This is a genomic window from Streptomyces sp. RK62 (assembly GCF_018070255.1).
Classification (GTDB): Bacteria; Actinomycetota; Actinomycetes; order Streptomycetales; family Streptomycetaceae; genus Streptomyces; species Streptomyces nigra.
The window spans coordinates 1-22,762 of the sequence record NZ_JAGPYD010000015.1 but is presented as its reverse complement, the minus strand read 5'-3'; the positions used below and the strand labels follow the sequence as shown (position 1 = coordinate 22,762).

The following is a 22,762-nucleotide window of genomic DNA, read 5'->3' as shown; positions in this document are numbered from 1 at the left end:
GCTCGGGCGACCGGCCCGGTGGCCGGCGGGTGTCAGGGGTGCGACAGCTGTCCCGCCCCGGCCCGCCTGCGTATGCGCGCCTGGGCCCGCTCGGCCGACCGCGCCTGCCGCCGGGCCGCACGCCGCTCACGCCGCAGGGACCGGGCGGTGCTGGCGGGCGTCGACACCACACCATGCCGCTGGTTCCACACCTGGCGCGTCACCCAGACGTCGAGGGCGGCCCAGGTCGCCACGACGACGCTGACCACACTGCTGATGACCATCGGGAAGGCCAGCCAGGACCCCGCGAGGGTGCACAGCAACGCCACCATCGCCTGGATCAGCGTCACGGAGACGATGAGCACCGCCCGCACCGCGGCCGTCCGCACCGGATCGGGCATCCGCCGCCGCGGCGCCGGGTCCTCCACCCACAGTGGCCGGTAGTACGGCCGCTCATCACGTTCGGCGCGCTCGGCCCGCTCTCCGTCGCCCACCGGAATGTCGCGATCCCGTACCCCGGGCTCCCGCCGCACGCGGTGCACCGCAGCGCTGCCCCGGGACACCTCGCGCTGCTCCGCCGTAACCGTCACCGTGTCACTCCCCACCGTCCGCGGACCGCTCGCCCGCAACCCAAGACCCAGCCCCTCAGCGACTGCCCGGCTTGCGCTGTTTTACGCGGCCGGGGGGCAGGATGCGGCTCTCGTGGTCCAATCCGCCCCCATTTCCCATGGATAAGGACGATCGACACCTCGTGAAGATTCCCGCTGAAGAGAGATTTCCGGCCAACTGGCCGAGGAGGCGGGCCGGAACGCCTCACCGGCGCGCCCGGCGTTTGCTGGAGGTAATTCCCGTAATGCCCGGACAACTCGCCATGTCTCGCCACCCGCGCGGAAGTTCAGGCTCCGGATGTCTCTTCGAGTTACCAGTGCGTCGGTAGTAGGCTCGCGCCCATTGTTGACGCACAGGTGTGCCCCCTGGTCGGCAGGGGGACCGAGCTGGGGGAGGCCATGCGCTTTCGCGGGAAGTCGATCCGCCGGAAAATGGTGGCGCTGCTTCTCGTGCCGCTGGTGTCCCTGACCGCGATCTGGGGATTCGCCACGGTACTCACCGGGCGAGAGGTGACCCAGCTGTTCACGGTCTCCTCCCTCGTCGAGAAGATCGGCTACTCCACCGAGGACGCCGTCCGCGTCATCCAGCAGGAGCGCCGGCAGGCCCTCGTCTACCTCGCCGACCGCCGCGCCTCGGACGCCCTGTCCGCCCTGCGGGAGAGCCGCAGCGCCACCGACACCGCCGTCGCCGAGATCCGCAGGAACGCCAAGGACCCCGACGTCCGCGACGGCCTGGACGCCGGCGACACCCAGCGCCTCACCACCATGCTGGACGCCTTCGACGGCATCGGGCCCCTGCGCCGCAGCGTCGAGGACGGCACGGTCAAGCGGGCCGAGGCCCTCCACCAGTACAACCTCCTCGTCGACCCCTGCTACGCCCTCCTCGCCTCCCTCGACGGCATCGACAACGTCGCCATGGACAAGGAGGCCCGCGCCCTCCTCAACATCACGCGCGCCCGCGAACTGCTCTCCCGCGAGGACGCGTTGCTCAGCTCCGCCCTCGTGGTCGGCCGGCTCACCCGCGACGAGATCCGCGACGTCTCCGATCTCATCGCCCAGCGCACCCTGATGTACGACCTCAGCCTCACCGACCTGCCCTCGGCCGAGCGTCAGCGCTACGAGCACTTCTGGAAGAACGGCCTCACCGCCCCCCTCCGGGTCGCCGAACAGTCCGTCATCTTCTCCCAGCCCGGACGCCCCAGCACCGTGGACGCCCAGGACTGGGACACCGCCGCCGGCGATGTGCTCGAAGAGCTCGGCAAGCTCAACGACGAAGCCGGTGACCGCTACCAGGACCGCGTCCGCCCCGTCGCGATGGGCGTCATCGTGAAGGCCGTCGTCGCCGGTGTCCTCGGGCTCCTCGCCGTGCTGTTCTCGCTCTTCCTGTCCGTCCGGATCGGCCGCGGCCTCGTCCGCGACCTGCGGCAGCTGCGCCTCGACGCCCACGAGGCCTCCGGCGTCCGGCTGCCCAGTGTGATGCGCCGGCTGTCCGCCGGGGAACAGGTCGACGTCGAGACCGAGGTCCCGCGCCTCGCCTACGACAAGAACGAGATCGGCGACGTCGGCCAGGCCCTCAACACCCTCCAGCGGGCCGCCGTCGAGGCCGCCGTCAAGCAGGCCGAACTGCGCGCCGGCGTCTCCGAGGTCTTCGTCAACCTCGCCCGCCGCAGCCAGGTCCTGCTGCACAAGCAGCTCACCCTCCTCGACACCATGGAACGCCGGACCGAGGACACCGACGAACTCGCCGACCTGTTCCGGCTGGACCACCTGACCACGCGTATGCGCCGTCACGCCGAGGGCCTGGTGATCCTCTCCGGTGCCGCCCCGTCCCGGCAGTGGCGCAAACCCGTTCAGCTCATGGACGTCGTACGCGCCGCCGTCGCCGAGGTCGAGGACTACGAGCGCATCGAGGTGCGCCGGCTGCCCCGCGTCGCCGTCACCGGACCGGCCGTCGCCGACCTCACCCACCTCGTCGCCGAACTCCTCGAGAACGCCACCGTGTTCTCCCCGCCGCACACCGCCGTCCAGGTCCTCGGTGAGCGCGTCGCCAACGGCTTCACCCTGGAGATCCACGACCGCGGCCTCGGTATGGCCGCCGACGCCCTGCTCGACGCCAACCTCCGGCTCGCCGAGACCCCCGAGTTCGAGCTGTCGGACACCGACCGGCTCGGTCTCTTCGTGGTCAGCCGGCTCGCCCAGCGGCAGAACGTCCGGGTCTCGCTCCAGCCCTCGCCGTACGGCGGCACCACCGCCGTCGTCTTCATCCCCGACGCGCTCCTCACCGACGACGTCCCGGACACCAACGGCATCGGCTTCCGCCTGGACCGCCCCACCCCCTCGAAGGAGGCCGAACTGGAGGAGTCGCGGCGAGCCGTGCTCTCCAAGGTCCCGGCCCGCTCTCCGGGCCTGCCGGCGGCGCTCCTCGACGGCCCGGTGGAGCTGGAGGCCCCCGTCGACCTCGACGCCCTCAGCGACTTCCCGGACCCCCTCGACGAGGAGGACGGCGAGCGCGGCGGCCTCTTCCACCCGCGGCGCGCCTTCGGCCCCTCCGACGACGACGCGGCGAGCCGGCGCGGCGAGCGGGGTCCGGTCACCGGCGTCCACGACGCCTCGGACGGCGAGGACGACCCGAACGCCCCGGTCCCGCTGCCCCGGCGCCGGACCCCCAAGCTGGTCAGCTCGCACGGACGCCCCGTCACCGACCACCGGCCACGCCTGGACAAGACCGAGACGGACTCCTCGTACGGTCCGAGCCGTCCGCTGTCCGACGGCCCCGCCCCGCTGCCCACCCGGCGCCGTGGCACGGGCCCGCGCGGCGGCATCGCCGGCGCCGCGGAACCGCAGCGGCCCGGTGGCCCCACCGACTCCGCGCGTCTCACCGACTCCCCCCGCTCCGGCGGATCCGCCCGCTTCGACTCCGAAGCACCGCACACCGCCGGACCCGGCACCGGCGCGCACGAGCCCGCCGCCCTGACCGGACGCGCCCGGCGCCCCGAGATCGCGGCCGCGGGACCGGACGACACCACCCCGGACCGGACCACCGCCCCGCAGCCGCCCGAGGCCGACACGGGCGCGCTGCCCAGGCGGGTCCGGCAGGCCAGCCTGGCGCCCCAGCTGAAGAAGGCGGCCGCCCCCCGCCCCGCGGCGCCGGACCCCGGCGAACGGGACGCGGACGAGGTACGCAGCCGGATGGCCTCACTCCAGCGCGGCTGGCAGCGGGGCCGCAAGGAGAACGCCGCGGGCGACGACACCGCCCCGGGCGGCACAGCACCACAGGGAACGACAGAGGGGGACGGTCGATGACCGCACCAAAGGCGACCGACCACGCCACGACCACCCAGAACGGCGAGCTGAACTGGCTTCTCGACGACCTGGTGGACCGGGTCGCGAGCATCCGCAAGGCCGTCGTGCTCTCCGGAGACGGCCTGCCGACCGGCGCGTCGAAGGACCTGACCCGCGAGGACAGCGAGCACCTGGCCGCCGTCGCCTCCGGGTTCCACAGCCTCGCCAAGGGCGTGGGCCGGCACTTCGAGGCCGGCAGCGTCCGGCAGACCGTCGTCGAGCTCGACGACGCCTTCCTGTTCGTGACGGCCGCCGGTGACGGCAGCTGCCTCGCGGTGCTCTCCGACGCCGACTCCGACGTCGGCCAGGTCGCCTACGAGATGACGCTCCTCGTGAAGCGGGTCGGCGTGCATCTGGGGACCGCACCGCGCACCGAACTGTCCTCGGGCGGGTAGTGGGAAGGCATGAGCGCTGACGGTCAGGGAAGAAGCCACTGGTTCGACGACGAGGCCGGTCCGGTCGTCCGCCCCTACGCGATGACACGCGGCCGCACCACGAGTGCGGCCCAGCACCGCCTCGACCTGATCGCGGTCGTCATCACGGAACCGCACGCGGGCGACCCGGAATCCGACGCGTCGCTCTCCCCGGAACACGTGGAGATCGTCGGACTGTGCCGTGAGGCCCCGCAGTCCGTCGCCGAACTCTCCGCCGAGCTCGACCTGCCCGTCGGCGTGGTGCGGGTCCTCGTCGGCGACCTCGTGGACGCGGAATTCGTCCATGTGAACCGCCCCGTCCCACCGGCCGAGATGGTCGACGAGAGTATCCTGCGCGACGTGATCGACGGCCTGCGGGCGCTGTGAGCGGCGCGGAAGCGGGGTAGAGACGTGACAGCCTGGCAGTTCTGGGTCGACCGGGGCGGCACCTTCACGGACATCGTCGCGCGCCGCCCGGACGGCCGGCTGCTCACCCACAAACTCCTGTCGGAGAACCCGGCCCGCTACGCGGACGCGGCGGTCGCGGGCGTCCGCGAGCTGCTCGACGGCTCCACCGCCCCCGTCGAAGCCGTCCGCATGGGCACGACGGTCGCCACCAACGCCCTTCTCGAACGCAAGGGCGAGCGAACCCTGCTGGTGATCACCCAGGGCTTCCGTGACGCCCTGCGCATCGCCTACCAGAACCGCCCCCACATCTTCGTCCGCCGCATCGACCTCCCCGAGCTGCTGTACGAGCGGGTCGTCGAGGTCGACGAACGCATCGCGGCCGACGGGACCGTCCTGCGCCCTCCCGACCTGGAGGCACTCACCGGCCCGCTGCAGGAGGCGTACGACGACGGCATCCGGGCCGTCGCCGTGGTCTGCCTGCACAGCCATCTGCACCCCGGGCACGAACAGGCCGTCGGCCGGCTCGCCGCGCGCATCGGATTCCCGCAGATCTCGCTGTCCAGCGAGGTCAGCCCGCTGATGAAGCTCGTGCCCCGCGGGGACACGGCCGTCGTCGACGCCTACCTGTCGCCCGTCCTGCGCCGCTACGTCCAGCAGGTCGCCGACGAACTCCACGGCGTACGGCTGATGTTCATGCAGTCCAACGGCGGTCTCGCCGAAGCAGGGCAGTTCCGCGGCAAGGACGCCATCCTCTCCGGTCCGGCGGGCGGCATCGTCGGCATGGCCCGGATGTCGCAGCTCGCGGGGTACGACCGGGTCATCGGCTTCGACATGGGCGGCACCTCCACCGACGTCTCCCACTTCGCCGGCGACTACGAGCGCGTCTTCACCACCCAGATCGCCGGGGTACGCCTGCGCGCCCCCATGCTGGACATCCACACCGTCGCGGCCGGCGGCGGCTCGGTGCTGCACTTCGACGGATCGCGCTACCGCGTAGGGCCGGACTCCGCGGGCGCGGACCCGGGGCCCGCCTGCTACCGGGGCGGCGGCCCGCTCACCGTCACCGACGCCAACGTCATGCTCGGCCGTATCCAGCCCGCCCACTTCCCCGCCGTGTTCGGCCCCCGGGGCGACCAGCCCCTCGACGCCGACCTCGTCCGGGAACGCTTCACCGCGCTCGCCGCCGAGATCCGGGAGAGCACCGGCGACGACCGCACCCCCGAGCAGGTCGCCGAGGGCTACCTGCAGATCGCGGTCGCCAACATCGGCAACGCCGTGAAGCGGATCTCTGTCCAGAAGGGGCACGACGTCACCCGCTACGCCCTCACCACCTTCGGCGGCGCCGGCGGCCAGCACGCCTGCAAGGTGGCGGACTCCCTCGGCATCCGGACCGTCCTCGTACCGCCCATGGCCGGTGTCCTCTCCGCGCTCGGCATCGGCCTCGCCGATACCACGGCGATGCGGGAACAGTCGGTCGAGGCACCGCTGGAGCCCGCGTCGATGGGCGGCGTCCACAAGACGGCGGACGACCTGGAGGCGGCGGCGCGCGCCGAACTCCTCGACGAGGACGTCCCCGCCGACCGCATCCGGGTCATCCGCCGCGCCCAACTGCGCTACGACGGCACCGACACCACCCTCACCGTCGAACTCACCGACCCCGACACCATGCGGCGGGCCTTCGAAGAACGTCATCGCGCCACGTACTCCTTCACGCTCGACCGCCCGATCGTCGTCGAAGCCCTCTCCGTCGAAGCCACCGGCATCACCGAACCCCCCGATCTGTCCGCTCTCGCACCCCGCTCCACCGCCCCCGAGGGCAGCCCGGACGCCCCGTGCACCGTCCCCCTCCACACGGGCGGCACCTGGCGCGACGTCCCCCTGCACCGCCGGGAGCAGCTGGCTCCCGGGGCCCTGGTCACCGGCCCGGCGATCATCGCCGAGTCGGGTGCGACGACCGTCGTCGACGACGGCTGGCGGGCCGGGACGTCCGACGACGGGCATCTGGTCATGGAACGCATGGCGGTCACGGAGAGTTCCGAACTGGACACAAAAGCCGATCCCGTTCTGCTCGAGGTCTTCAACAACCTCTTCATGTCCATCGCGGAGCAGATGGGCGCCCGCCTCGAATCCACCGCCCAGTCCGTCAACATCAAGGAGCGCCTGGACTTCTCCTGCGCGCTCTTCGACCCCGACGGGAACCTGGTGGCCAACGCCCCCCACATCCCCGTCCACCTGGGATCCATGGGCACGAGCGTCAAGGAGGTCATCCGCCGCCGCGGCGCCGGCATGCGTCCGGGCGACACCTACGCCGTCAACGACCCGTACCACGGCGGCACCCACCTCCCCGACGTCACCGTGATCACCCCGGTCTTCGGCACCGACCCGGCGACGGACGCGGCAGCGGACACAGAGGGTGAACAGCGGATCCTCTTCTACGTCGCCTCACGCGGCCACCACGCGGAGATCGGCGGCATCGCCCCCGGCTCGATGCCGGCGAACAGCCGCACCATCGACGAGGAGGGCGTCCTCTTCGACAACTGGCTGCTCGCCGAGAACGGCCGCTTCCGCGAGGAGGAGACCTTCCGCCTGCTCACCGAGGCGCCGTACCCCTCCCGCAACCCCCGGACCAACCTCGCGGACCTGCGGGCCCAGATCGCGGCCAACCGGAAGGGCGCCGACGAAGTCGCCCGCATGATCGACGACTTCGGCCTCGACGTCGTCCAGGCCTATATGCGGCACGTCCAGGACAACGCCGAGGCAGCCGTCCGCCGCGTCATCGACGCCCTGGACGACGGCGAGTACTCCTACGAGACCGACTCCGGCGCCGTCATCCGCATCAGCGTGCGCGTCGATCGCGTCCACCGCACCGCCACCGTCGACTTCACCGGTACCTCCCCCCAGCTGACCAGCAACTTCAACGCCCCCTTCGCCGTCGTCAACGCCGCGGTCCTGTACGTCTTCCGCACCCTGGTCGCCGACGACATCCCCCTCAACGACGGCTGTCTGCGCCCCCTGCGCATCGTCGTACCGCCCGGCTCCATGCTCGCGCCGGAGCCCCCGGCCGCCGTCGTCGCGGGCAACGTGGAGACGTCCCAGGCGATCACCGGTGCCCTGTACGCCGCCCTCCGCGTCCAGGCCGAGGGCTCCGGGACCATGAACAATGTCACCTTCGGCAACGCACGCCACCAGTACTACGAGACCGTGGCCTCCGGCTCCGGCGCGGGCGACGGCTTCCCCGGCGCCCCCGTCGTCCAGACCCACATGACCAACTCCCGCCTCACCGACCCCGAGGTGCTGGAGTGGCGGCTGCCCGTACGGCTCGACGAGTTCGCCGTACGGCCCGGCAGCGGCGGCGCCGGACGGTGGCGCGGCGGCGACGGCGCCGTCCGCCGCATCCGCTTCCTCGAACCCATGACCGTCTCGACGCTGTCCCAGCACCGCAGGGTGCCGCCGTACGGCATGGCGGGCGGCGCCCCCGGCGCCCTCGGCGGCAACCGCGTCGAACACGCGGACGGCAGCGTGACCACACTGGCCGGAAGCGACTCGGCCGACGTCGGCCCCGGCGACGTACTCGTCATCGAAACCCCCGGCGGCGGAGGCTACGGCCCACCGCCGCGCGACCCCCATCAAGCAGGAGAAGAGATCGATGATCTTCGGGCGTTCTGAGCGCGGGAAGCCTCCGGTCGAGCCCGTCACGCTCAAGATCCTCGTGGCCGGCGGCTTCGGCGTGGGGAAGACCACGCTCGTCGGCGCGGTCAGCGAGATCCGGCCGCTGCGCACCGAGGAGCTGCTCACCGAGGCCGGACGGCCGGTCGACGACACGAGCGGAGTCGAGGGGAAGCGCACCACCACAGTGGCCATGGACTTCGGCCGTATCACCCTGCGCGAGGACCTGGTGCTGTACCTCTTCGGCACACCCGGGCAGGAACGGTTCTGGTTCATGTGGGACGAGCTGTCCGAGGGGGCGCTCGGAGCCGTCGTCCTGGCCGACACCCGCCGCCTCCAGGACTGCTTCGCGGCCGTCGACTACTTCGAGCGGCGCGCCATCCCCTTCGTCGTCGCCGTCAACTGCTTCGAGGGAGCCGCCCGTTACCCCGCGGACGACGTACGGCAGGCCCTCGACCTCGACCCGGACGTACCGCTGCTGCTGTGCGACGCCCGGGACCGCGAGTCGGTCAAGGAAGTTCTGATCGGGGTCGTGCAGCACGCCATGGCGTTCCAGGCGGAGCGCCGCCAGGCCGTCACCACCTGACCCCGCCGCCGAACCGGCGAGGGCCGCGGCCCGTACCCCCGCCGACCGGGGTACGGGCCGCGGCCCGTGGGCCGGCGCGCCTGTGGGTTCGCGCGGCCCGAACACGCGTGTGCCCCGTCCGGGGATCCTTACACCGGGACCGGCACCCCCCAGGGGAGGGCCGGTCCCGGGAGCCGGCCTCAGCTCTCGCCGTCCTCCTCCCAGCCGAAGCTCTTCTCCACCGCCTTGCGCCAGTTGTGGTACTCGCGGTCCCGCTCCTCGGCCGACATGGACGGCGTCCACTCGGCGTCCTTCGCCCAGTGCGCCTTCAGCTCGTCCAGGTCGTTCCACACGCCGGTCGCCAGCCCCGCCGCGTACGCGGCACCCAGACAGGTCGTCTCGGAGATCTTCGGCCGGATCACCGGCACGTCCAGCACATCGGCCTGGTGCTGCATGAGCAGGTTGTTCTTCGTCATGCCGCCGTCGACCTTCAGACTGGTGATGTGCACCCCGGAGTCCTGGACCATGGCGTCCACGACCTCGCGGGTCTGCCAGCTCGTCGCCTCCAGCACTGCCCGGGCCAGATGCGCCTTGGTGACATACCGGGTCAGACCGGTGACGACACCGCGTGCGTCCGAACGCCAGTACGGCGCGAAGAGTCCGGAGAAGGCGGGCACGATGTACGCGCCGCCGTTGTCCTCGACGCTCGCCGCCAGCGGCTCGATCTCGTCGGCGGTACGGATGATGCCGAGCTGGTCGCGGAACCACTGGACCAGCGCGCCCGTGATGGCGATCGCGCCCTCCAGGCAGTACACCGGCGCCTCGCTGCCGATCTTGTATCCCATGGTCGTCAGCAGGCCGCTCTTCGACGGCACCGGGCGGTTGCCGGTGTTGAGCAGCAGGAAGCTGCCGGTGCCGTACGTGTTCTTCGCGCTGCCGACGTCGTAGCAGGCCTGCCCGAACACGGCCGCCTGCTGGTCGCCGAGCGCGGAGGCGACCGGCACCCCGGCGAGCTGCCCGACGGCCGTGCCGTACACCTCGGCGGACGACTTGATCTCCGGCAGCATCGCCTCGGGGACGTTCATGGCCGACAGGATCGACGGGTCCCACTGCAGGGTCTGCAGATTCATCAGCATGGTGCGCCCGGCGTTCGTCACGTCGGTGACGTGCTTCCCGCCGTCGGTGCCGCCGGTGAGGTTGTAGATCAACCACGAGTCGATCGTGCCGAAGGCGATCTCCCCGCGCTCGGCCCGGTCCCGCAGGCCGGGCACGTTGTCCAGCAGCCAGGCTGCCTTCGGCCCCGAGAAGTAGCTGGCCAGCGGCAGACCGGTCTGCTCACGGAAACGGTCCTGCCCCTCCGCGCCGCCCAGCTGCTGGCACAGCTGGGCCGTGCGCGTGTCCTGCCACACGATGGCGTTGTGCACCGGCTTGCCCGTCGCGCGGTCCCACAGGACGGTCGTCTCGCGCTGGTTGGTGATGCCCAGCGCGCTGAGCTGGTGAGCCTTCAGTCCCGCCTTGGCGAGCGCGCCGGCGACGACCGCCTGCACCTTGGACCAGATCTCGGTCGCGTCGTGCTCCACCCAGCCGGGCTTCGGGAAGATCTGCCGGTGCTCCCGCTGGTCGACGGCGACGATGGCGCCGTCGTGGTTGAAGACGATGCAGCGGCTGGAGGTGGTGCCCTGATCGATAGCGGCGACGAACTTGTCCGTCATGACGTCCCCTTCGTCGTTTCCGTCAGAAAGCTGCGTTGAAGATGAGCCCCGACAGCGCCCCGCCGATCAGCGGTCCGACCACCGGAATCCACGCGTAGCCCCAGTCCGACGTCCCCTTGTTGGGGATGGGCAGCAGGGCATGGATGATGCGCGGGCCCAGGTCACGGGCCGGGTTGATCGCGTATCCCGTCGGGCCACCGAGCGACAGACCGATGCCGACCACCAGGAACGAGACGATCAGGATGCCGGTCCCGGACAGGACCAGTCCCTTGGTCAGACCGAACGCCAGGATCGGCAGCACCAGCCCGATGGTCGCGATGATCTCCGTGATCAGGTTCGCCACGGGATGCCGGATCGCCGGCGCCGTGGAGAAGATCCCCAGCGTCGGCTGTGCGATGTCCTTGTCGGCGTTGGCCTGGAACTGCGCGAAGTAGACCAGCCAGCACAGCACCGCCCCCAGCATCGCGCCCACCATCTGGCCCGCGATGTACAGGGGCACCTTGTCCCAGTCGCCCGTGTCGATGGCGATCCCCAAGGTCACGGCCGGATTGAGATGGCCTCCGGACAACGGGGCGGCGGTGTACGCGCCCGCCATGACGGCGAAGCCCCATCCGAACGCGATGACGATCCAGCCACCGTCCTTCGCCTTCGAGTAGTTGAGTACGACGGCGGCGACCACGCCGGCGCCGAACAGGATCAGGATCGCGGTGCCTATGACCTCACCGAGGAAGATGTCTCCATTGCTCATGGCGGCTCCTAGGCCTGGCCGGGACGATCGGCCCCGGTTTCTCCGTGCGGGGTGCGTTCCCTTGGCGACTTCAGCCGGAGGCGGGGCGTGTCCCGCGCCCCGTCCGGCGTCCGTGACGAGCGTGCCGTCGCAACCGAGTCGCCAGTGGGGGAGGGGCCTTGATGCGGGCGCAACCGCGCGGCGCGCTGCGTGGATACGCCGACAAAATATGGGGCGATGTCGGCTGACACCGGGAAGTGTTCACCGGCGTCCGAGGGGCGTCAAGGTCGCGGACGCCGGCGGTTGTGGGGCGTGCCGACGGCTCACGGACCGTCACGGACCCGGCCCGCGGCACGCCCGCTCGGGTACGGGACGAACGACGGGGCCCTGCACGGATCGACAGGCAGGACAGCTCCTGCCGAGCCGGACAGTGGCCACTGACCATGGCTCACTTGAAAGTCGTACGGATGGCTTCCGCCGACCTCGTGACAGAAGAATCTCACCCTCTGCCCAGGTCCGCCACCGCCCGCGTAGGCGGCTGCCCGTGCCCTTCGCCCCGATAGGGGGCCGGAGCGGGGTCGTCCGGCCACCCACCACGGTTACGCACCGATGCCGGGCCGGGACCGCCCCTCCTCGCCGCCACGCAACGGATTCGGGCGGTGATCGGCCGTGTCGCGGTCACGCACCGCAACCGGCCCGGCCCGTCACCGCACCGCGACCACCGCGGACCCGTGCCCGAACAGCCCCTGGTTCACCGCCATGCCCACCCGGGCCCCCGGAACCTGCCGGTCGCCCGCGGACCCGCGCAGCTGCCACGTCAGCTCGCACACCTGAGCGATGGCCTGTGCGGGGACCGCCTCACCGAAGGACGCCAGACCGCCGCTCGGATTCACGGGTATCCGGCCGCCCGGCGCCGTCGAGCCGTCCCGCAGCAGCTTCACGGCCTCGCCCGCACCGCACAGCCCAAGATCCTCGTACCACTGCAACTCCAGGGCGGTGGACAGGTCGTAGACCTCCGCGAGGGACAGATCCTCGGGGCCGACCCCCGCCTCCTCGTACGCCTCCCGCGCGATCGACTCCCGGAACGTCTCCGGCGCCGGCGGCACCGCTACGGCGGAGTCCGTCGCGATGTCGGGCAGGTCCAGCACGGTGTTCGGGAAGCGCGGCGTCACCGTGGACACCGCGCGGATCCGTACGGCGTCACCGGCGCCGTGCCGGCGGGCGAAGTCCAGGCCCGCCAGGACGAGCGCGGCCCCGCCGTCGGAGGTCGCGCAGATGTCGAGCAGCCGCAGCGGATCGGCGACCACGGCGGACGCGGCGACCTCCTCGGCGGTGAAGGCCCTGCGGTAGCGGGCGTACGGGTTCCGGGCGCCCAGGGCGGCGTTCTTCACCTTGACCTGCGCGAAGTCCTCCAGTGTGTCCCCGTGCACGGCCATCCGCCGGCGCGCGTACAGCCCGAAGTACGTCGGGTTCGTCGCCCCGAGGACGCGGAAGCGCAGCCAGTCCGGGTCGTCCGGCCGGTCACCGCCCGCCGGCCGGAAGAACCCCTTGGGAGCCGCGTCGGCGCCCACCACCAGCACCACGTCCGCCAGCCCCGCCAGGATCTGCGCCCGCGCGGTCGCGATGGCCTGCGCCCCGGAGGCGCAGGCCGCGTAGACGCTCGTGACGCGGGTGCCCTGCCAGCCGAGCGCCTTCGCGAACGTCGCCCCGGCCACATACCCCGGATAGCCGCCACGCACGGTGTCCGCACCGACCACCGACCCGATGTCCCGCCACTCCAGCCCCGCGTCGGCGAGCGCCGCGCGGGCCGCCGTCACCCCGTACTCGACGAAGCTGCGTCCCCATTTCCCCCACGGATGCATGCCCGCGCCGAGCACCGCCACGTCCCCCGTCATGCCCCCACCCCCGTCGGCCGCCACTGCCAGGTCGTCCAGGCCGTCTCCGCGTCCTCGTGCAGCACACCGGGGACGACCTCCACCTCCATGCCCACCGTCAGATCGGCGACGGTGACCCCGGGAGCCGCCTGCCCCAGCACCACGAGACGCTCGGCCGGAAGCTCCACAGCGATCAACGTGTACGGGGCCCACGGGAGTTCCCGATCGGTCACATAGGGTGACGGAGGGCGGTAGCGGCTGTCGGTGTACGACCAGACGTGCCCGCGCCGCGACAGCGGCGCCTCCACCAGCCGGCCGCCGGGGCAGTGGGGGTTGCGGCAGTGCGTGTCCTCCCGGGGGAAGAAGACCGTGGAGCAGGCGGAGCACCGCGTGCCCAGCAACCGGAAGTCCTCCCCGTCGCCGCTGAACCACCCGGCGATCACGGGCGTGCGCGTACGTGGCATGAGCCCTCCCGGCGCTACTCCTGACGGACCGTCAGAAGTGTGCCAGAGGCAGCCGCGGAACGGCAGGGGAGCGCACACCGACCGCCCGGACCCCGCGCGCGAACGGCGCATTCCAGCCCATCCGCGCCCCCGTGCGCCCGTCCGACGAACAACAGACCGGCCCCCGGAAGACGCCCTTCCACTGATCGGATACAGTCCGCGCGTGTCCGAATCTCAGCACTCCGCCCCCAACTCCGCAGCGAACTCCCACTGTTCGAGCTGCGGCGCGCCCTACGGAGAGGGCGTCTCCGGCTGGCCGCGCACCTGCTCCGCGTGCGGCACCGTGGCCTACCGCAACCCGCTGCCCGTGGCCATCGCCCTCCAGCCCGTGTACGACACCAAGGGGACCGCCCTGGTCGTCATCACCCGGAGCATCGCCCCCGCGCGCGGGGGGATCGCCCTGCCCGGCGGCTACATCGACGACCGGGAGGACTGGCGCCAGGCCGTCGTCCGCGAACTCAAGGAGGAGACCGGCCTCGACGCCGCCGCACGCGACGTACGGCTCGTCGACGCCATGAGCTCGCCCGACGGCCATCTGCTGCTCTTCGGCCTGCTCCCCGAACGGCCCGCCGACCGGCTCCCCGAATCCGCCGCCACCGACGAGACCGAGGGATGGCAGCTCCTGCGCCGGCCCGAGGAGCTCGCGTTCCCGCTGCACACGCTGGCCGTCCAGGCGTTCTTCGAGGGCCGCTACATCTGAGCCCGGCGCCCGCCGAGCCCGCGGACCCGCACCGGGCGGGGTGACGCGATCATGCCGTCCTCGTGCTCCAGCTCGACGACCAGCCTCCCGCCCTCCCAGCGGGTGACATAGCGCTCGATCTCCGGCTCCGCCCAGCCGTCCCCCGGGTCCGGCACCACCAGCCCGCCCCCGGTACGCCCGGGGGCGGGAGCCCACACCTCCAGCTCCAGCCCGCCGTCGTCCCCCCGCACGGGGACGACGGCGCCCGAACGCGCCAACACCGGAATCCGTGACAGCGGCGCGTCGACGAGCACCTCCCCGGGGCCCTCGTACGCCCTCTCCGTCGCCGTGTCGTACCAACGCCCGTTGGGCAGCCGCACCGCACGCCGTTCGACGCCCCGCTCCAGCACCGGCGCGACCAGCAGAGCGTCACCCAGCAGGAACGCGTCCTCGCAGTCACGCAGCCGCCGGTCCTCCGGCGCCGACCACCACAGGGGACGGACATAGGGCGCGCCCGTACGGCCGGCCAGATGCGCCAGCGTCACGAAGTACGGCGCCAGCCGGCGCCGCTCGACGAGCGCCTCGCGCGCGTGCTCCAGCACCTGGGGGCCGAACTCCCACGGCTCCCTGCGTCCCGCCCGCAGACTCGCATGGGTGCGGAACAGCGGCAGACAGGCGGCCATCTGGAACCAGCGCAGATACAGCTCCGGCGACGGGAAGCCGTCGAAACCGCCCACATCGGGCCCCGAGTACGGCACCCCGCACAGCCCCAGCCCCAGGACCAGCGACAGCGACGCGCGCAGCCCCGGCCAGCCCGTGGCCACGTCCCCGGACCACGCGCCTCCGTAGCGCTGCATCCCCGCCCAGCCGGACCGCGAGAACACGAAGGGCCGCTGCTCCGGAGCCAGGTCCCGCAGCGCTTCATAGCCTGCTCTGGCCATGTTCAGCGCGTACACGTTGTGCGCCTCCCGGTGGTCCCCGCCCCGGCCCTCCAGCGCGTGCCGGGCCGACCGGGGCAGCGTCGACTCCCCGAAGGCCGCGAACGACGTCGGCTCGTTCATGTCGTGCCAGAACCCCGCGAAGCCCTGCCCCAGTCGCTCCGCGTACAGAGCACCCCACCATCGGCGTACGCGCGCGTCCGTGAAGTCCGGGAACACCACCTCGCCCGGCCAGGCCACCCCGCGCACCACACCGCCCGCCGCGCCCCGCACGAACGCGTCCTCTGCCATCCCGCCGTCGTACACGTCATGGCCGGGCTCCGCGCTGACGGCCGGATCCACGATCGACACCAGGCGCACGCCGTCCCCGCGCAGATCCTCGGCCAGCTCCGGCAGCTTCCCGTACGCCTCGCGGTCGACCGAGAACACCCGGTGCGCGTCGTAGTGGTCGATGTCCAGATGGACCGCGTCCAGGGGAAGCCCCCGCTCCAGGTAGCCCGACACGATCCGGCGCACCTCCTGCGCACCGCCGAAGCCCCACCGCGCGTGATGGTGCCCCAGCGCCCATGAAGGAGGCGGCGTCGGCGCACCGGTGAGCGAGGCCCATACGAGCAGCACGCGCGCGGGGGTGCCCACCATCACCCAGCAGCGCAACGGCCCGCCCTGCATCCGCAGCTCACTGGCCCCCGGGCGGTCGTGCCCCGAGCCGGCGCCCTCCTCACCCTCGCGCAGCGTCACCGTGCCGTCCCAGGACGTGTCGTGGAACACCAGATGCGTCGCCGCGTCCGCCACCACCACCTGCACCGGCATCGTGATGTACAGCGGATCGTCGCCAGGACCGAACGCACGGCCCGGGTCCGTGTTCCACAGCCGGTACGTGCCGTTCCGCAGCCGGGGCCCGGACGCCCGCCCGCCCAGACCGAAGAACCGGGCGTCCGCGGCGACCTCGGAGCGCTGCGTCCACCGCGCCACCCCGCCCCCGACCGGCTCCCACCAGCGCGGCGGCAGCTCGCGGCGCACCAGCACCCCACCGGGCGTCTGCACCTCCACCGCACCGTGCCGCGAGATCACCACCGTCACCCGCTCGGCCACCACCCGCCAGCCGCCCTCCGTGTCCGGCTCCAGCACCGCCCGGGCATCGGGCTCCGGAGAACCGGCGAGCGCGTACGACGGCTCCGGCGAAGCCCCGTCCCACCCCCAGAAGACCGCCCCGTTCACCGCCACGATCACACGCAGCTCGGAACGGCTGAACCGGATGACCCCACCCCCCGGACCGGGCCGCACCTCCTGCACGGTGCCCGGCACCCGGGCGCGCTCCGGACCCCGCGGCGGCAGCCCGGCGGCGTCGGCACGCCGGGCACGCCATGCCGCCCTCATGGTGCGTACGGCGTGGGCCGTCCCCACAGCGCCTACCGCCCTCATCGAACGCACCAGGTCACGACCGTTCATGCTGCTCAGCCTGCCATCGGGGACCCCACGCGCGGAGGGCCGTTCAACTGCCGTTCACTCGTGCCCGGACCACATCTTCACGACACGGACTATGTGCGGTGCACCCTGGTGCCGAAGTCGATCACATGGCATCGTCCGTGTCATCCGCGTCACGCGCACACCCCCGCCCGTGCGCGGCCGACGCACACGACGCGCAGAGTCCGGGAGCCACCCCATGACGATCGAGAACGCCCAGCCGCTGTGGCAGCCAGATCCGCAGCGCATCGCCGACGCCCAGATCACCAAGTTCCAGGCCTGGGCCGCCGAGCACCACGGAGCCCCGGCCCAGGGTGGCTACGCGGCCCTGCACCGCTGGTCGGTCGACGAGCTGGACACCTTCTGGAAAGCCGTCACGGAGTGGTTCGACGTCCGCTTCACGAGCCCCTACACGCGCGTGCTGGGCGACCGCTCGATGCCCGGCGCCCAGTGGTTCCCCAGCGCCACCCTGAACTACGCCGAGCACGCCCTGCGCGCCGCCGAGACCCGCGCCGACGAACCGGCCCTCCTGCACGTCGACGAGACCCACGAACCCCGCCCCGTCACCTGGGCGGAACTGCGCCGCCAGGTCGGCTCCCTCGCCGCCGAACTGCGCGCCCTCGGCGTACGCCCCGGCGACCGCGTCAGCGGCTACCTGCCCAACATCCCGCAGGCCGTCGTCGCCCTGCTCGCCACGGCCGCCGTCGGCGGCGTCTGGACCTCCTGCGCCCCCGACTTCGGCGCCCGCAGCGTCCTCGACCGCTTCCAGCAGATCGAACCGGTCGTCCTGTTCACCGTCGACGGCTACCGCTACGGCGGCAAGGAACACGACCGCCGCGCCGTCGTCACCGAACTGCGCCGCGAACTGCCCACCCTGCGCGCGGTGGTGCACATCCCGCTCCTCGGCACCGAGGCACCCGAGGGCGCCCTGGACTGGTCCGCCCTGACCGCCGCCGACCAGGAACCCGTCTTCGAGCAGGTGCCCTTCGACCACCCCCTGTGGGTGCTCTACTCCTCCGGCACCACCGGCCTGCCCAAGGCCATCGTCCAGTCCCAGGGCGGCATCCTCGTCGAACACCTCAAGCAACTCGGCCTGCACTGCGACCTCGGCCCCGGCGACCGGTTCTTCTGGTACACCTCGACGGGCTGGATGATGTGGAACTTCCTCGTCTCCGGCCTCATCACCGGCACCACGGTCGTCCTCTACGACGGAAGCCCCGGCTACCCCGACACCGGCGCCCAGTGGCGGATCGCCGAACGCACCGGAGCCACCCTCTACGGCACCTCCGCCGCCTACGTCATGGCCTGCCGCAAGGCCGGCGTGCACCCGTCCCGCGACTTCGACCTGTCCACGGTGCGATGTGTCGCCACCACCGGATCGCCCCTGCCGCCCGACGGCTTCCGCTGGCTCCACGACGAGGTCCGCGACGACCTGTGGATCGCCTCCGTCAGCGGCGGCACGGACGTGTGCTCCTGCTTCGCCGGAGCCGTCCCCACCCTGCCCGTCCACATCGGCGAGCTCCAGGCCCCCTGCCTCGGCACCGACCTGCAGTCCTGGGACCCCAGCGGCAAACCCCTCGTCGACGAGGTCGGCGAACTCGTCGTCACCAACCCCATGCCGTCCATGCCGGTCCACTTCTGGAACGACCCGGAAGGCACCCGCTACCACGACAGCTACTTCGACACCTACCCCGGCGTATGGCGCCACGGCGACTGGATCACCGTGACCTCACGCGGCTCCGTCGTCATCCACGGCCGCTCCGACTCGACCCTCAACCGCCAGGGCGTCCGCATGGGATCCGCCGACATCTACGAGGCGGTGGAACGCCTCCCCGAGATCAAGGAATCCCTCGTCATCGGCATCGAGCAGCCCGACGGCGGCTACTGGATGCCCCTCTTCGTCCACCTGGCACCCGGAGCCGTCCTCGACGACGCCCTCCTCGGCCGCATCAAGCAGACCATCCGCGAACAGCTCTCCCCGCGCCACATCCCGGACGAGATCATCGAGGTCCCCGGCGTCCCGCACACCCTCACCGGCAAGCGCATCGAGGTCCCGGTCAAGCGCCTCCTGCAAGGCACCCCGCTGGACAAGGCGGTCAACCCCGGCTCCATCGACAACCTCGACCTCCTCCACTTCTACGAGGACCTGGCCCGCAAGCGCGCCTGACCAACCCCGCCTGACCAACCCCGGCCCCGGCCCGCCCGGGGCCGGTTGTCAGTGGCCCTGGTTACTGTGAGTGAGCATTGATCGACCGTTGCTCACAGGGGGAACCATGACGGACACCGACCGCCGCACGATGCGACACGTCCTGCGCCGCGAGATCGCCGGCACGATCGGCCTGCTCACCGACGAACACGACTTCCGCGCCATGCGGCGGTACCGCAGCTTCACCTTCGACGACCACACGACCTATCTCGAACAGGTCGAAGCGCTGCTCCGAAGCCGCGCGGCCCAGGGCACCCACACCACCATCGCCCTCTTCGACCCGGAGGACTACGCCGTCTTCTGCGCCGGCACCGGCCTCGAACCCGACACCCCGGCCAGCCGCACCCGCTTCACCGCCGAACTCGCGACCACGGGCCCCACCGTCCCCTACGACGGCCGCCCCCTCACCGAACTGGTCCCGGCCCTCGTCGACGAAGCCGTCCGACAGGCCACCTGGGAGTACGCCGCGACACTCCTGGCTCGCCTCGGCCCCTGCGTCACCTGCGGCGAGGACATCGGCCGCGCGGCCTTCAACCGCGCCTCGGCCCTCATCACCCGCATCCTCGACACCGCGCCACCCGGCAACCGCCACCTCGTGTGCAGCGTCACGGGCACCCCGGAAACCCTCCTCGCCGTCCTGCACGCCGACCAGGACCCCGACGGCACCCAGCAGCTCGACGAGGCCGAACTGCTGGAGTTCACCACCGTCCTCGCCCTCGGCCTGGCCACCGGCGGCCCTGGCGGCCTCGTCATGCGCACCAGCACCCCGGGAACCACCGACCGCATCTACGGCTGGCGGCTGCGCGGAAACCAGGGCTCCGGCCTCGTGCCCCTCACCGCCGGCGAGGTCTTCGACGCCTACTGCACCGACGTGGAGTCCGGCGACCTGGTCTCCCCGGAATCCGGAGTCGACTACTGCGTACCGCCGGACCTCGGAGACGGCGGGACGCCACCGGCACACCACCACTGACGCGAACGGGGCGCCCCACCCGCAGGTGGAGCGCCCCGTCGAAGCGCCGAACGTGTCCGGCTCACTCGCCCGACAGCACCGCCTGAGCGGCGTTCCGCGCCTCCTCGGCGCTGTCCGCCGCACGCGCCGCAGCCGCCGCACGCTCGCACTGGGCCAGCGTGTACTTCGCCAGCGTCGCCCGGACGTACGGGATCGACGCCGATCCCATGGACAGGGAGGTGACCCCCAGACCGGTCAGCACACACGCCAGCAGCGGGTCCGACGCGGCCTCACCGCACACACCACAGCTCTTGCCCTCGGCCTTCGCCGCCTCGGCGGACAGCGCGACCAGGTCGAGCAGCGCGGGCTGCCACGGATCCTGCAGACGGGACACCGCACCCACCTGACGGTCCGCGGCGAACGTGTACTGCGCCAGATCGTTCGTCCCCAGCGACAGGAACTCGACCTCCTGCAGGATGGACCGGGCCCGCAGCGCGGCCGACGGGATCTCGACCATCGCGCCGAACTTGGCCCGCAGCCCAGCCTCACGGCAGGCGTCCGCGAACGCCTTGGCGTCGGCGCGGTCGGCCACCATCGGGGCCATGACCTCTAGGTAGACCGGCAGCCCCTCGGCAGCCTTGGCCAGCGCCGTCAGCTGCGTCCGCAACACCTCCGGGTGGTCCAGCAGCGCCCGCAGCCCGCGCACGCCCAGCGCTGGGTTCGGCTCGTCGGCAGGCGTCAGGAAGTCCAGCGGTTTGTCCGCACCCGCGTCCAGGACACGCACGACGACGCGTCCCTCGGGGAAGGCCTCCAGCACCTGGCGATAGGCCGCGATCTGCTTCTCCTCGGACGGCGCCTGCTTGCTGTCGTCGAGGAAAAGGAACTCGGTGCGGAACAGACCCACACCCTCGGCCCCGGCCCCGACGGCCGCCGGCACATCGGCCGGCCCGCCGACGTTGGCCAGCAGCGGCACCTTGTGCCCGTCTGCCGTCGCACCCGGCCCGGTCGAGGCGCTGAGAGCGGCCTTGCGCTCGGCGGCAGCGGCCTCCAGCTCGGCACGCTTCTCCGCACTCGGGTTCACGAAGACGTCACCGGTGCTGCCGTCCACCGCGACGACCGTGCCCTCGGCGAACTCACCGGCACCCGGGAGCGCGACCACGGCCGGCACACCGAGCGCTCGCGCCAGGATCGCGCTGTGGCTGGTCGGCCCGCCCTCCTCGGTCACGAACCCGAGCACGAGCGTCGGGTCCAGCAGCGCCGTGTCGGCCGGAGCCAGATCACGGGCCACCAGCACATACGGCTCGTCGCTGTCCGGGACACCGGGCATCGGGACGCCCAGCAGCCGGGCGACGATACGATTCCGCACGTCGTCGAGGTCGGCCACGCGCCCGGCCAGGTACTCACCGGCACCGGCCAGCAACTCGCGATAGGCGGCGAACGCGTCGTACACGGCACGCTCGGCCGTGCTGCCGACGGCGATACGGCGATCAACGTCGGCCATGAGCTCGGGGTCCTGGGCCATCATGGCCTGCGCCTCGAGGACCGCCTGCGCTTCTCCGCCCGCCAGGTTGCCGCGCGCCATGAGGTCGGCGGCCACCGCCTCCACGGCCTTACGAGCGCGCCCCTGCTCGCGCTCCGCGTCCTCCGCCGGGATCTGCTTGGCCGGCGGCTCCAGGACCGCCGTACCCATGTGCCGTACCTCGCCGATCGCCACACCATGGCTCACGCCGACGCCTCGCAGCGTTGTCTCCATCTCACCCGTCTCCGTTGGCGCGGCGGGCCCCGCCGCCGCGGTGGTTGTCATCGCTACCTGTGCGCCGCCCTACGACGGCACAGAAGTCACTGCCAGGTGAAGAGACTGTCGCCGGCCTTCACCTCGCCGCTCTCGCGGAGGTCCGAGAGGGCCTCGGTCGTGGCCTCGAGCGCCACGACCGGACACACGGGGGACTTGCCGGCGGCCTCGACCGCAGACGGGTCCCAGCGCACGACGGCCTGGCCGCGCGTCACGGTGTCGCCCTTGCTCACCAGCAGCTCAAAACCCTCGCCGTTCAGCTGCACGGTGTCGATGCCGAGGTGGGTGAGAACGCCATGACCCTGGTCGTCGACGACGACGAACGCGTGCGGATGAAGAGAGACGATGACTCCGTCCACCGGAGACACGGCCTCGGAGGGCTCACGGACGGGGTCGATCGCGGTACCCGGGCCGACCATGGCTCCGGAGAAGACCGGATCCGGTACGGACGCCAGTCCTACGGCGCGTCCGGCGAGCGGGGACGTCACGGTGGTCATGGGAGCCTCCCAGGGGTGGAGATCCGTAGGGCCGTCTCAGCCTGTGCGGGACGACACTGTTGAGCAGGGTATGTCACATGAAGTGCCGATTCTGCGTGAGCACCTCAGAGTGGTCTAGACCATACAGCAATCCGATTTGCCCCCGCTCGTCGGCCGCGTGTACAGTCGTACCCCTGCCAGGGGGTGACCGACGCCAGCGTGCGTCGCGACCCGGCAGCAACCAAACGATGTCAGATCCACTTCTCGGATCCCTTTCTGCATGCCTGCGGATCGGTGGTCAGAGAGACGGAAAAACACTGATAGAGTTTGGAACACCGAAGGGAAGCGCCCGGAGGAAAGCCCGAGAGGGTGAGTACAAAGGAAGCGTCCGTTCCTTGAGAACTCAACAGCGTGCCAAAAGTCAACGCCAGATATGTTGATACCCCGTCTCCAGCATCTGC

At 71.8% G+C, this 22,762-nt stretch carries 17 protein-coding genes; 8 read left to right on the top strand and 9 right to left on the bottom strand.

From position 1 onward, the window contains the following. Positions 1-32 precede the first annotated feature (32 nt). The gene (locus KBY32_RS26860) at positions 33-569 is read right to left on the bottom strand and encodes a hypothetical protein (RefSeq protein WP_374224996.1); all 537 of its coding nucleotides are present in this window, start codon (positions 567-569) and stop codon (positions 33-35) included. A gap of 417 nt (positions 570-986) precedes the next feature. On the opposite strand from KBY32_RS26860, the gene KBY32_RS26855 reads away from it, so the two are divergent. From KBY32_RS26855 to KBY32_RS26835, 5 genes are read left to right on the top strand one after another with little or no spacing between them, the layout of a single operon-like run. Then, positions 987-3,890, top strand: coding sequence for a nitrate- and nitrite sensing domain-containing protein (locus KBY32_RS26855; RefSeq protein WP_210981948.1), 2,904 nt, complete (start codon positions 987-989; stop codon positions 3,888-3,890). Then, entirely contained in the window at positions 3,887-4,324 is a 438-nt protein-coding gene (locus tag KBY32_RS26850; RefSeq protein WP_055623707.1) for a roadblock/LC7 domain-containing protein, read from the top strand. The genes KBY32_RS26855 and KBY32_RS26850 overlap by 4 nt, the downstream gene beginning before the upstream one ends. Positions 4,325-4,333: 9 nt before the next feature. Next, positions 4,334-4,729 (top strand): DUF742 domain-containing protein, encoded by a 396-nt coding sequence (locus KBY32_RS26845; protein ID WP_210981947.1) that lies wholly within the window; start codon positions 4,334-4,336, stop codon positions 4,727-4,729. Positions 4,730-4,753: 24 nt separating this feature from the next. Further along, a complete protein-coding gene (locus KBY32_RS26840; protein WP_210981946.1) occupies positions 4,754-8,416 on the top strand; it encodes a hydantoinase B/oxoprolinase family protein in 3,663 nt (1,220 codons plus the stop codon). Then, the gene (locus KBY32_RS26835) at positions 8,397-9,002 is read left to right on the top strand and encodes an ATP/GTP-binding protein (protein ID WP_055623704.1); all 606 of its coding nucleotides are present in this window, start codon (positions 8,397-8,399) and stop codon (positions 9,000-9,002) included. The genes KBY32_RS26840 and KBY32_RS26835 overlap by 20 nt, the downstream gene beginning before the upstream one ends. Before the next feature lie 179 nt (positions 9,003-9,181). Here KBY32_RS26835 and glpK read toward each other — a convergent pair whose 3' ends face one another. The 4 genes from glpK to KBY32_RS26815 all read right to left on the bottom strand — a co-directional run bounded on the left by glpK (position 9,182) and on the right by KBY32_RS26815 (position 13,758). Further along, positions 9,182-10,693, bottom strand: coding sequence for a glycerol kinase GlpK (gene glpK / locus KBY32_RS26830; protein ID WP_055623703.1), 1,512 nt, complete (start codon positions 10,691-10,693; stop codon positions 9,182-9,184). A 22-nt stretch (positions 10,694-10,715) separates the two neighbouring features. Continuing rightward, on the bottom strand, positions 10,716-11,441 hold the full coding sequence (locus KBY32_RS26825; RefSeq protein ID WP_055623702.1) for an MIP/aquaporin family protein: 726 nt from the start codon (positions 11,439-11,441) through the stop codon (positions 10,716-10,718). A gap of 683 nt (positions 11,442-12,124) precedes the next feature. Beyond that, complete coding sequence (locus tag KBY32_RS26820) at positions 12,125-13,315, bottom strand: lipid-transfer protein (protein WP_210981945.1); 1,191 nt, start codon at positions 13,313-13,315, stop codon at positions 12,125-12,127. Next, complete coding sequence (locus tag KBY32_RS26815; RefSeq protein WP_247690059.1) at positions 13,312-13,758, bottom strand: zinc ribbon domain-containing protein; 447 nt, start codon at positions 13,756-13,758, stop codon at positions 13,312-13,314. Before KBY32_RS26815 ends, KBY32_RS26820 begins: the two co-directional genes overlap by 4 nt. A 202-nt stretch (positions 13,759-13,960) precedes the next feature. Between KBY32_RS26815 and KBY32_RS26810 the strand changes: the two genes are divergently transcribed. Beyond that, a complete protein-coding gene (locus KBY32_RS26810) occupies positions 13,961-14,497 on the top strand; it encodes an NUDIX domain-containing protein (protein ID WP_055623700.1) in 537 nt (178 codons plus the stop codon). Here KBY32_RS26810 and KBY32_RS26805 read toward each other — a convergent pair. Beyond that, positions 14,488-16,863 (bottom strand): glycoside hydrolase family 31 protein, encoded by a 2,376-nt coding sequence (locus KBY32_RS26805; protein WP_210981944.1) that lies wholly within the window; start codon positions 16,861-16,863, stop codon positions 14,488-14,490. The two genes, KBY32_RS26810 and KBY32_RS26805, sit on opposite strands and share 10 nt — an antisense overlap. A gap of 214 nt (positions 16,864-17,077) precedes the next feature. Here KBY32_RS26805 and KBY32_RS26800 point away from each other — a divergent pair, with 214 nt between their 5' ends. Both KBY32_RS26800 and KBY32_RS26795 read left to right on the top strand, forming a co-directional pair. Continuing rightward, positions 17,078-19,045 carry an acetoacetate--CoA ligase gene (locus tag KBY32_RS26800; protein WP_210981943.1) on the top strand — a complete coding sequence of 656 codons (1,968 nt, stop codon included), beginning with the start codon at positions 17,078-17,080 and terminating at the stop codon, positions 19,043-19,045. Between the two features lie 106 nt (positions 19,046-19,151). Further along, positions 19,152-20,054, top strand: a complete 903-nt coding sequence (locus tag KBY32_RS26795; RefSeq protein WP_210981942.1) for a hypothetical protein — start codon at positions 19,152-19,154, stop codon at positions 20,052-20,054. A gap of 61 nt (positions 20,055-20,115) precedes the next feature. Here the strand turns inward: KBY32_RS26795 and ptsP are convergent, their stop codons facing one another. The 3 genes from ptsP to KBY32_RS26780 all read right to left on the bottom strand — a co-directional run. Then, a complete protein-coding gene (ptsP, locus tag KBY32_RS26790) occupies positions 20,116-21,786 on the bottom strand; it encodes a phosphoenolpyruvate--protein phosphotransferase (protein WP_210981941.1) in 1,671 nt (556 codons plus the stop codon). A gap of 86 nt (positions 21,787-21,872) precedes the next feature. Further along, positions 21,873-22,322 (bottom strand): PTS glucose transporter subunit IIA, encoded by a 450-nt coding sequence (locus KBY32_RS26785; protein WP_210981940.1) that lies wholly within the window; start codon positions 22,320-22,322, stop codon positions 21,873-21,875. Positions 22,323-22,552: 230 nt separating this feature from the next. Further along, positions 22,553-22,762 (bottom strand): hypothetical protein (locus KBY32_RS26780; protein ID WP_210981939.1); only part of this gene is annotated, 210 nt, incomplete at its 5' end.

Excerpts from the sequence above, each read along its gene's own strand:
- KBY32_RS26855 (WP_210981948.1), top strand. The coding sequence starts at position 987 with ATGCGCTTTCGCGGGAAGTCGATCCGCCGGAAAATGGTGGCGCTGCTT.
- KBY32_RS26850 (WP_055623707.1), top strand. The coding sequence starts at position 3,887 with ATGACCGCACCAAAGGCGACCGACCACGCCACGACCACCCAGAACGGC.
- KBY32_RS26845 (WP_210981947.1), top strand. The coding sequence starts at position 4,334 with ATGAGCGCTGACGGTCAGGGAAGAAGCCACTGGTTCGACGACGAGGCC.
- KBY32_RS26835 (WP_055623704.1), top strand. The coding sequence starts at position 8,397 with ATGATCTTCGGGCGTTCTGAGCGCGGGAAGCCTCCGGTCGAGCCCGTC.
- glpK (WP_055623703.1), bottom strand. The coding sequence starts at position 10,693 with ATGACGGACAAGTTCGTCGCCGCTATCGATCAGGGCACCACCTCCAGC.
- KBY32_RS26825 (WP_055623702.1), bottom strand. The coding sequence starts at position 11,441 with ATGAGCAATGGAGACATCTTCCTCGGTGAGGTCATAGGCACCGCGATC.
- KBY32_RS26820 (WP_210981945.1), bottom strand. The coding sequence starts at position 13,315 with ATGACGGGGGACGTGGCGGTGCTCGGCGCGGGCATGCATCCGTGGGGG.
- KBY32_RS26815 (WP_247690059.1), bottom strand. The coding sequence starts at position 13,758 with ATGCCACGTACGCGCACGCCCGTGATCGCCGGGTGGTTCAGCGGCGAC.
- KBY32_RS26805 (WP_210981944.1), bottom strand. The coding sequence starts at position 16,863 with ATGAACGGTCGTGACCTGGTGCGTTCGATGAGGGCGGTAGGCGCTGTG.
- KBY32_RS26800 (WP_210981943.1), top strand. The coding sequence starts at position 17,078 with ATGACGATCGAGAACGCCCAGCCGCTGTGGCAGCCAGATCCGCAGCGC.
- KBY32_RS26795 (WP_210981942.1), top strand. The coding sequence starts at position 19,152 with ATGACGGACACCGACCGCCGCACGATGCGACACGTCCTGCGCCGCGAG.
- ptsP (WP_210981941.1), bottom strand. The coding sequence starts at position 21,786 with ATGGAGACAACGCTGCGAGGCGTCGGCGTGAGCCATGGTGTGGCGATC.
- KBY32_RS26785 (WP_210981940.1), bottom strand. The coding sequence starts at position 22,322 with ATGACCACCGTGACGTCCCCGCTCGCCGGACGCGCCGTAGGACTGGCG.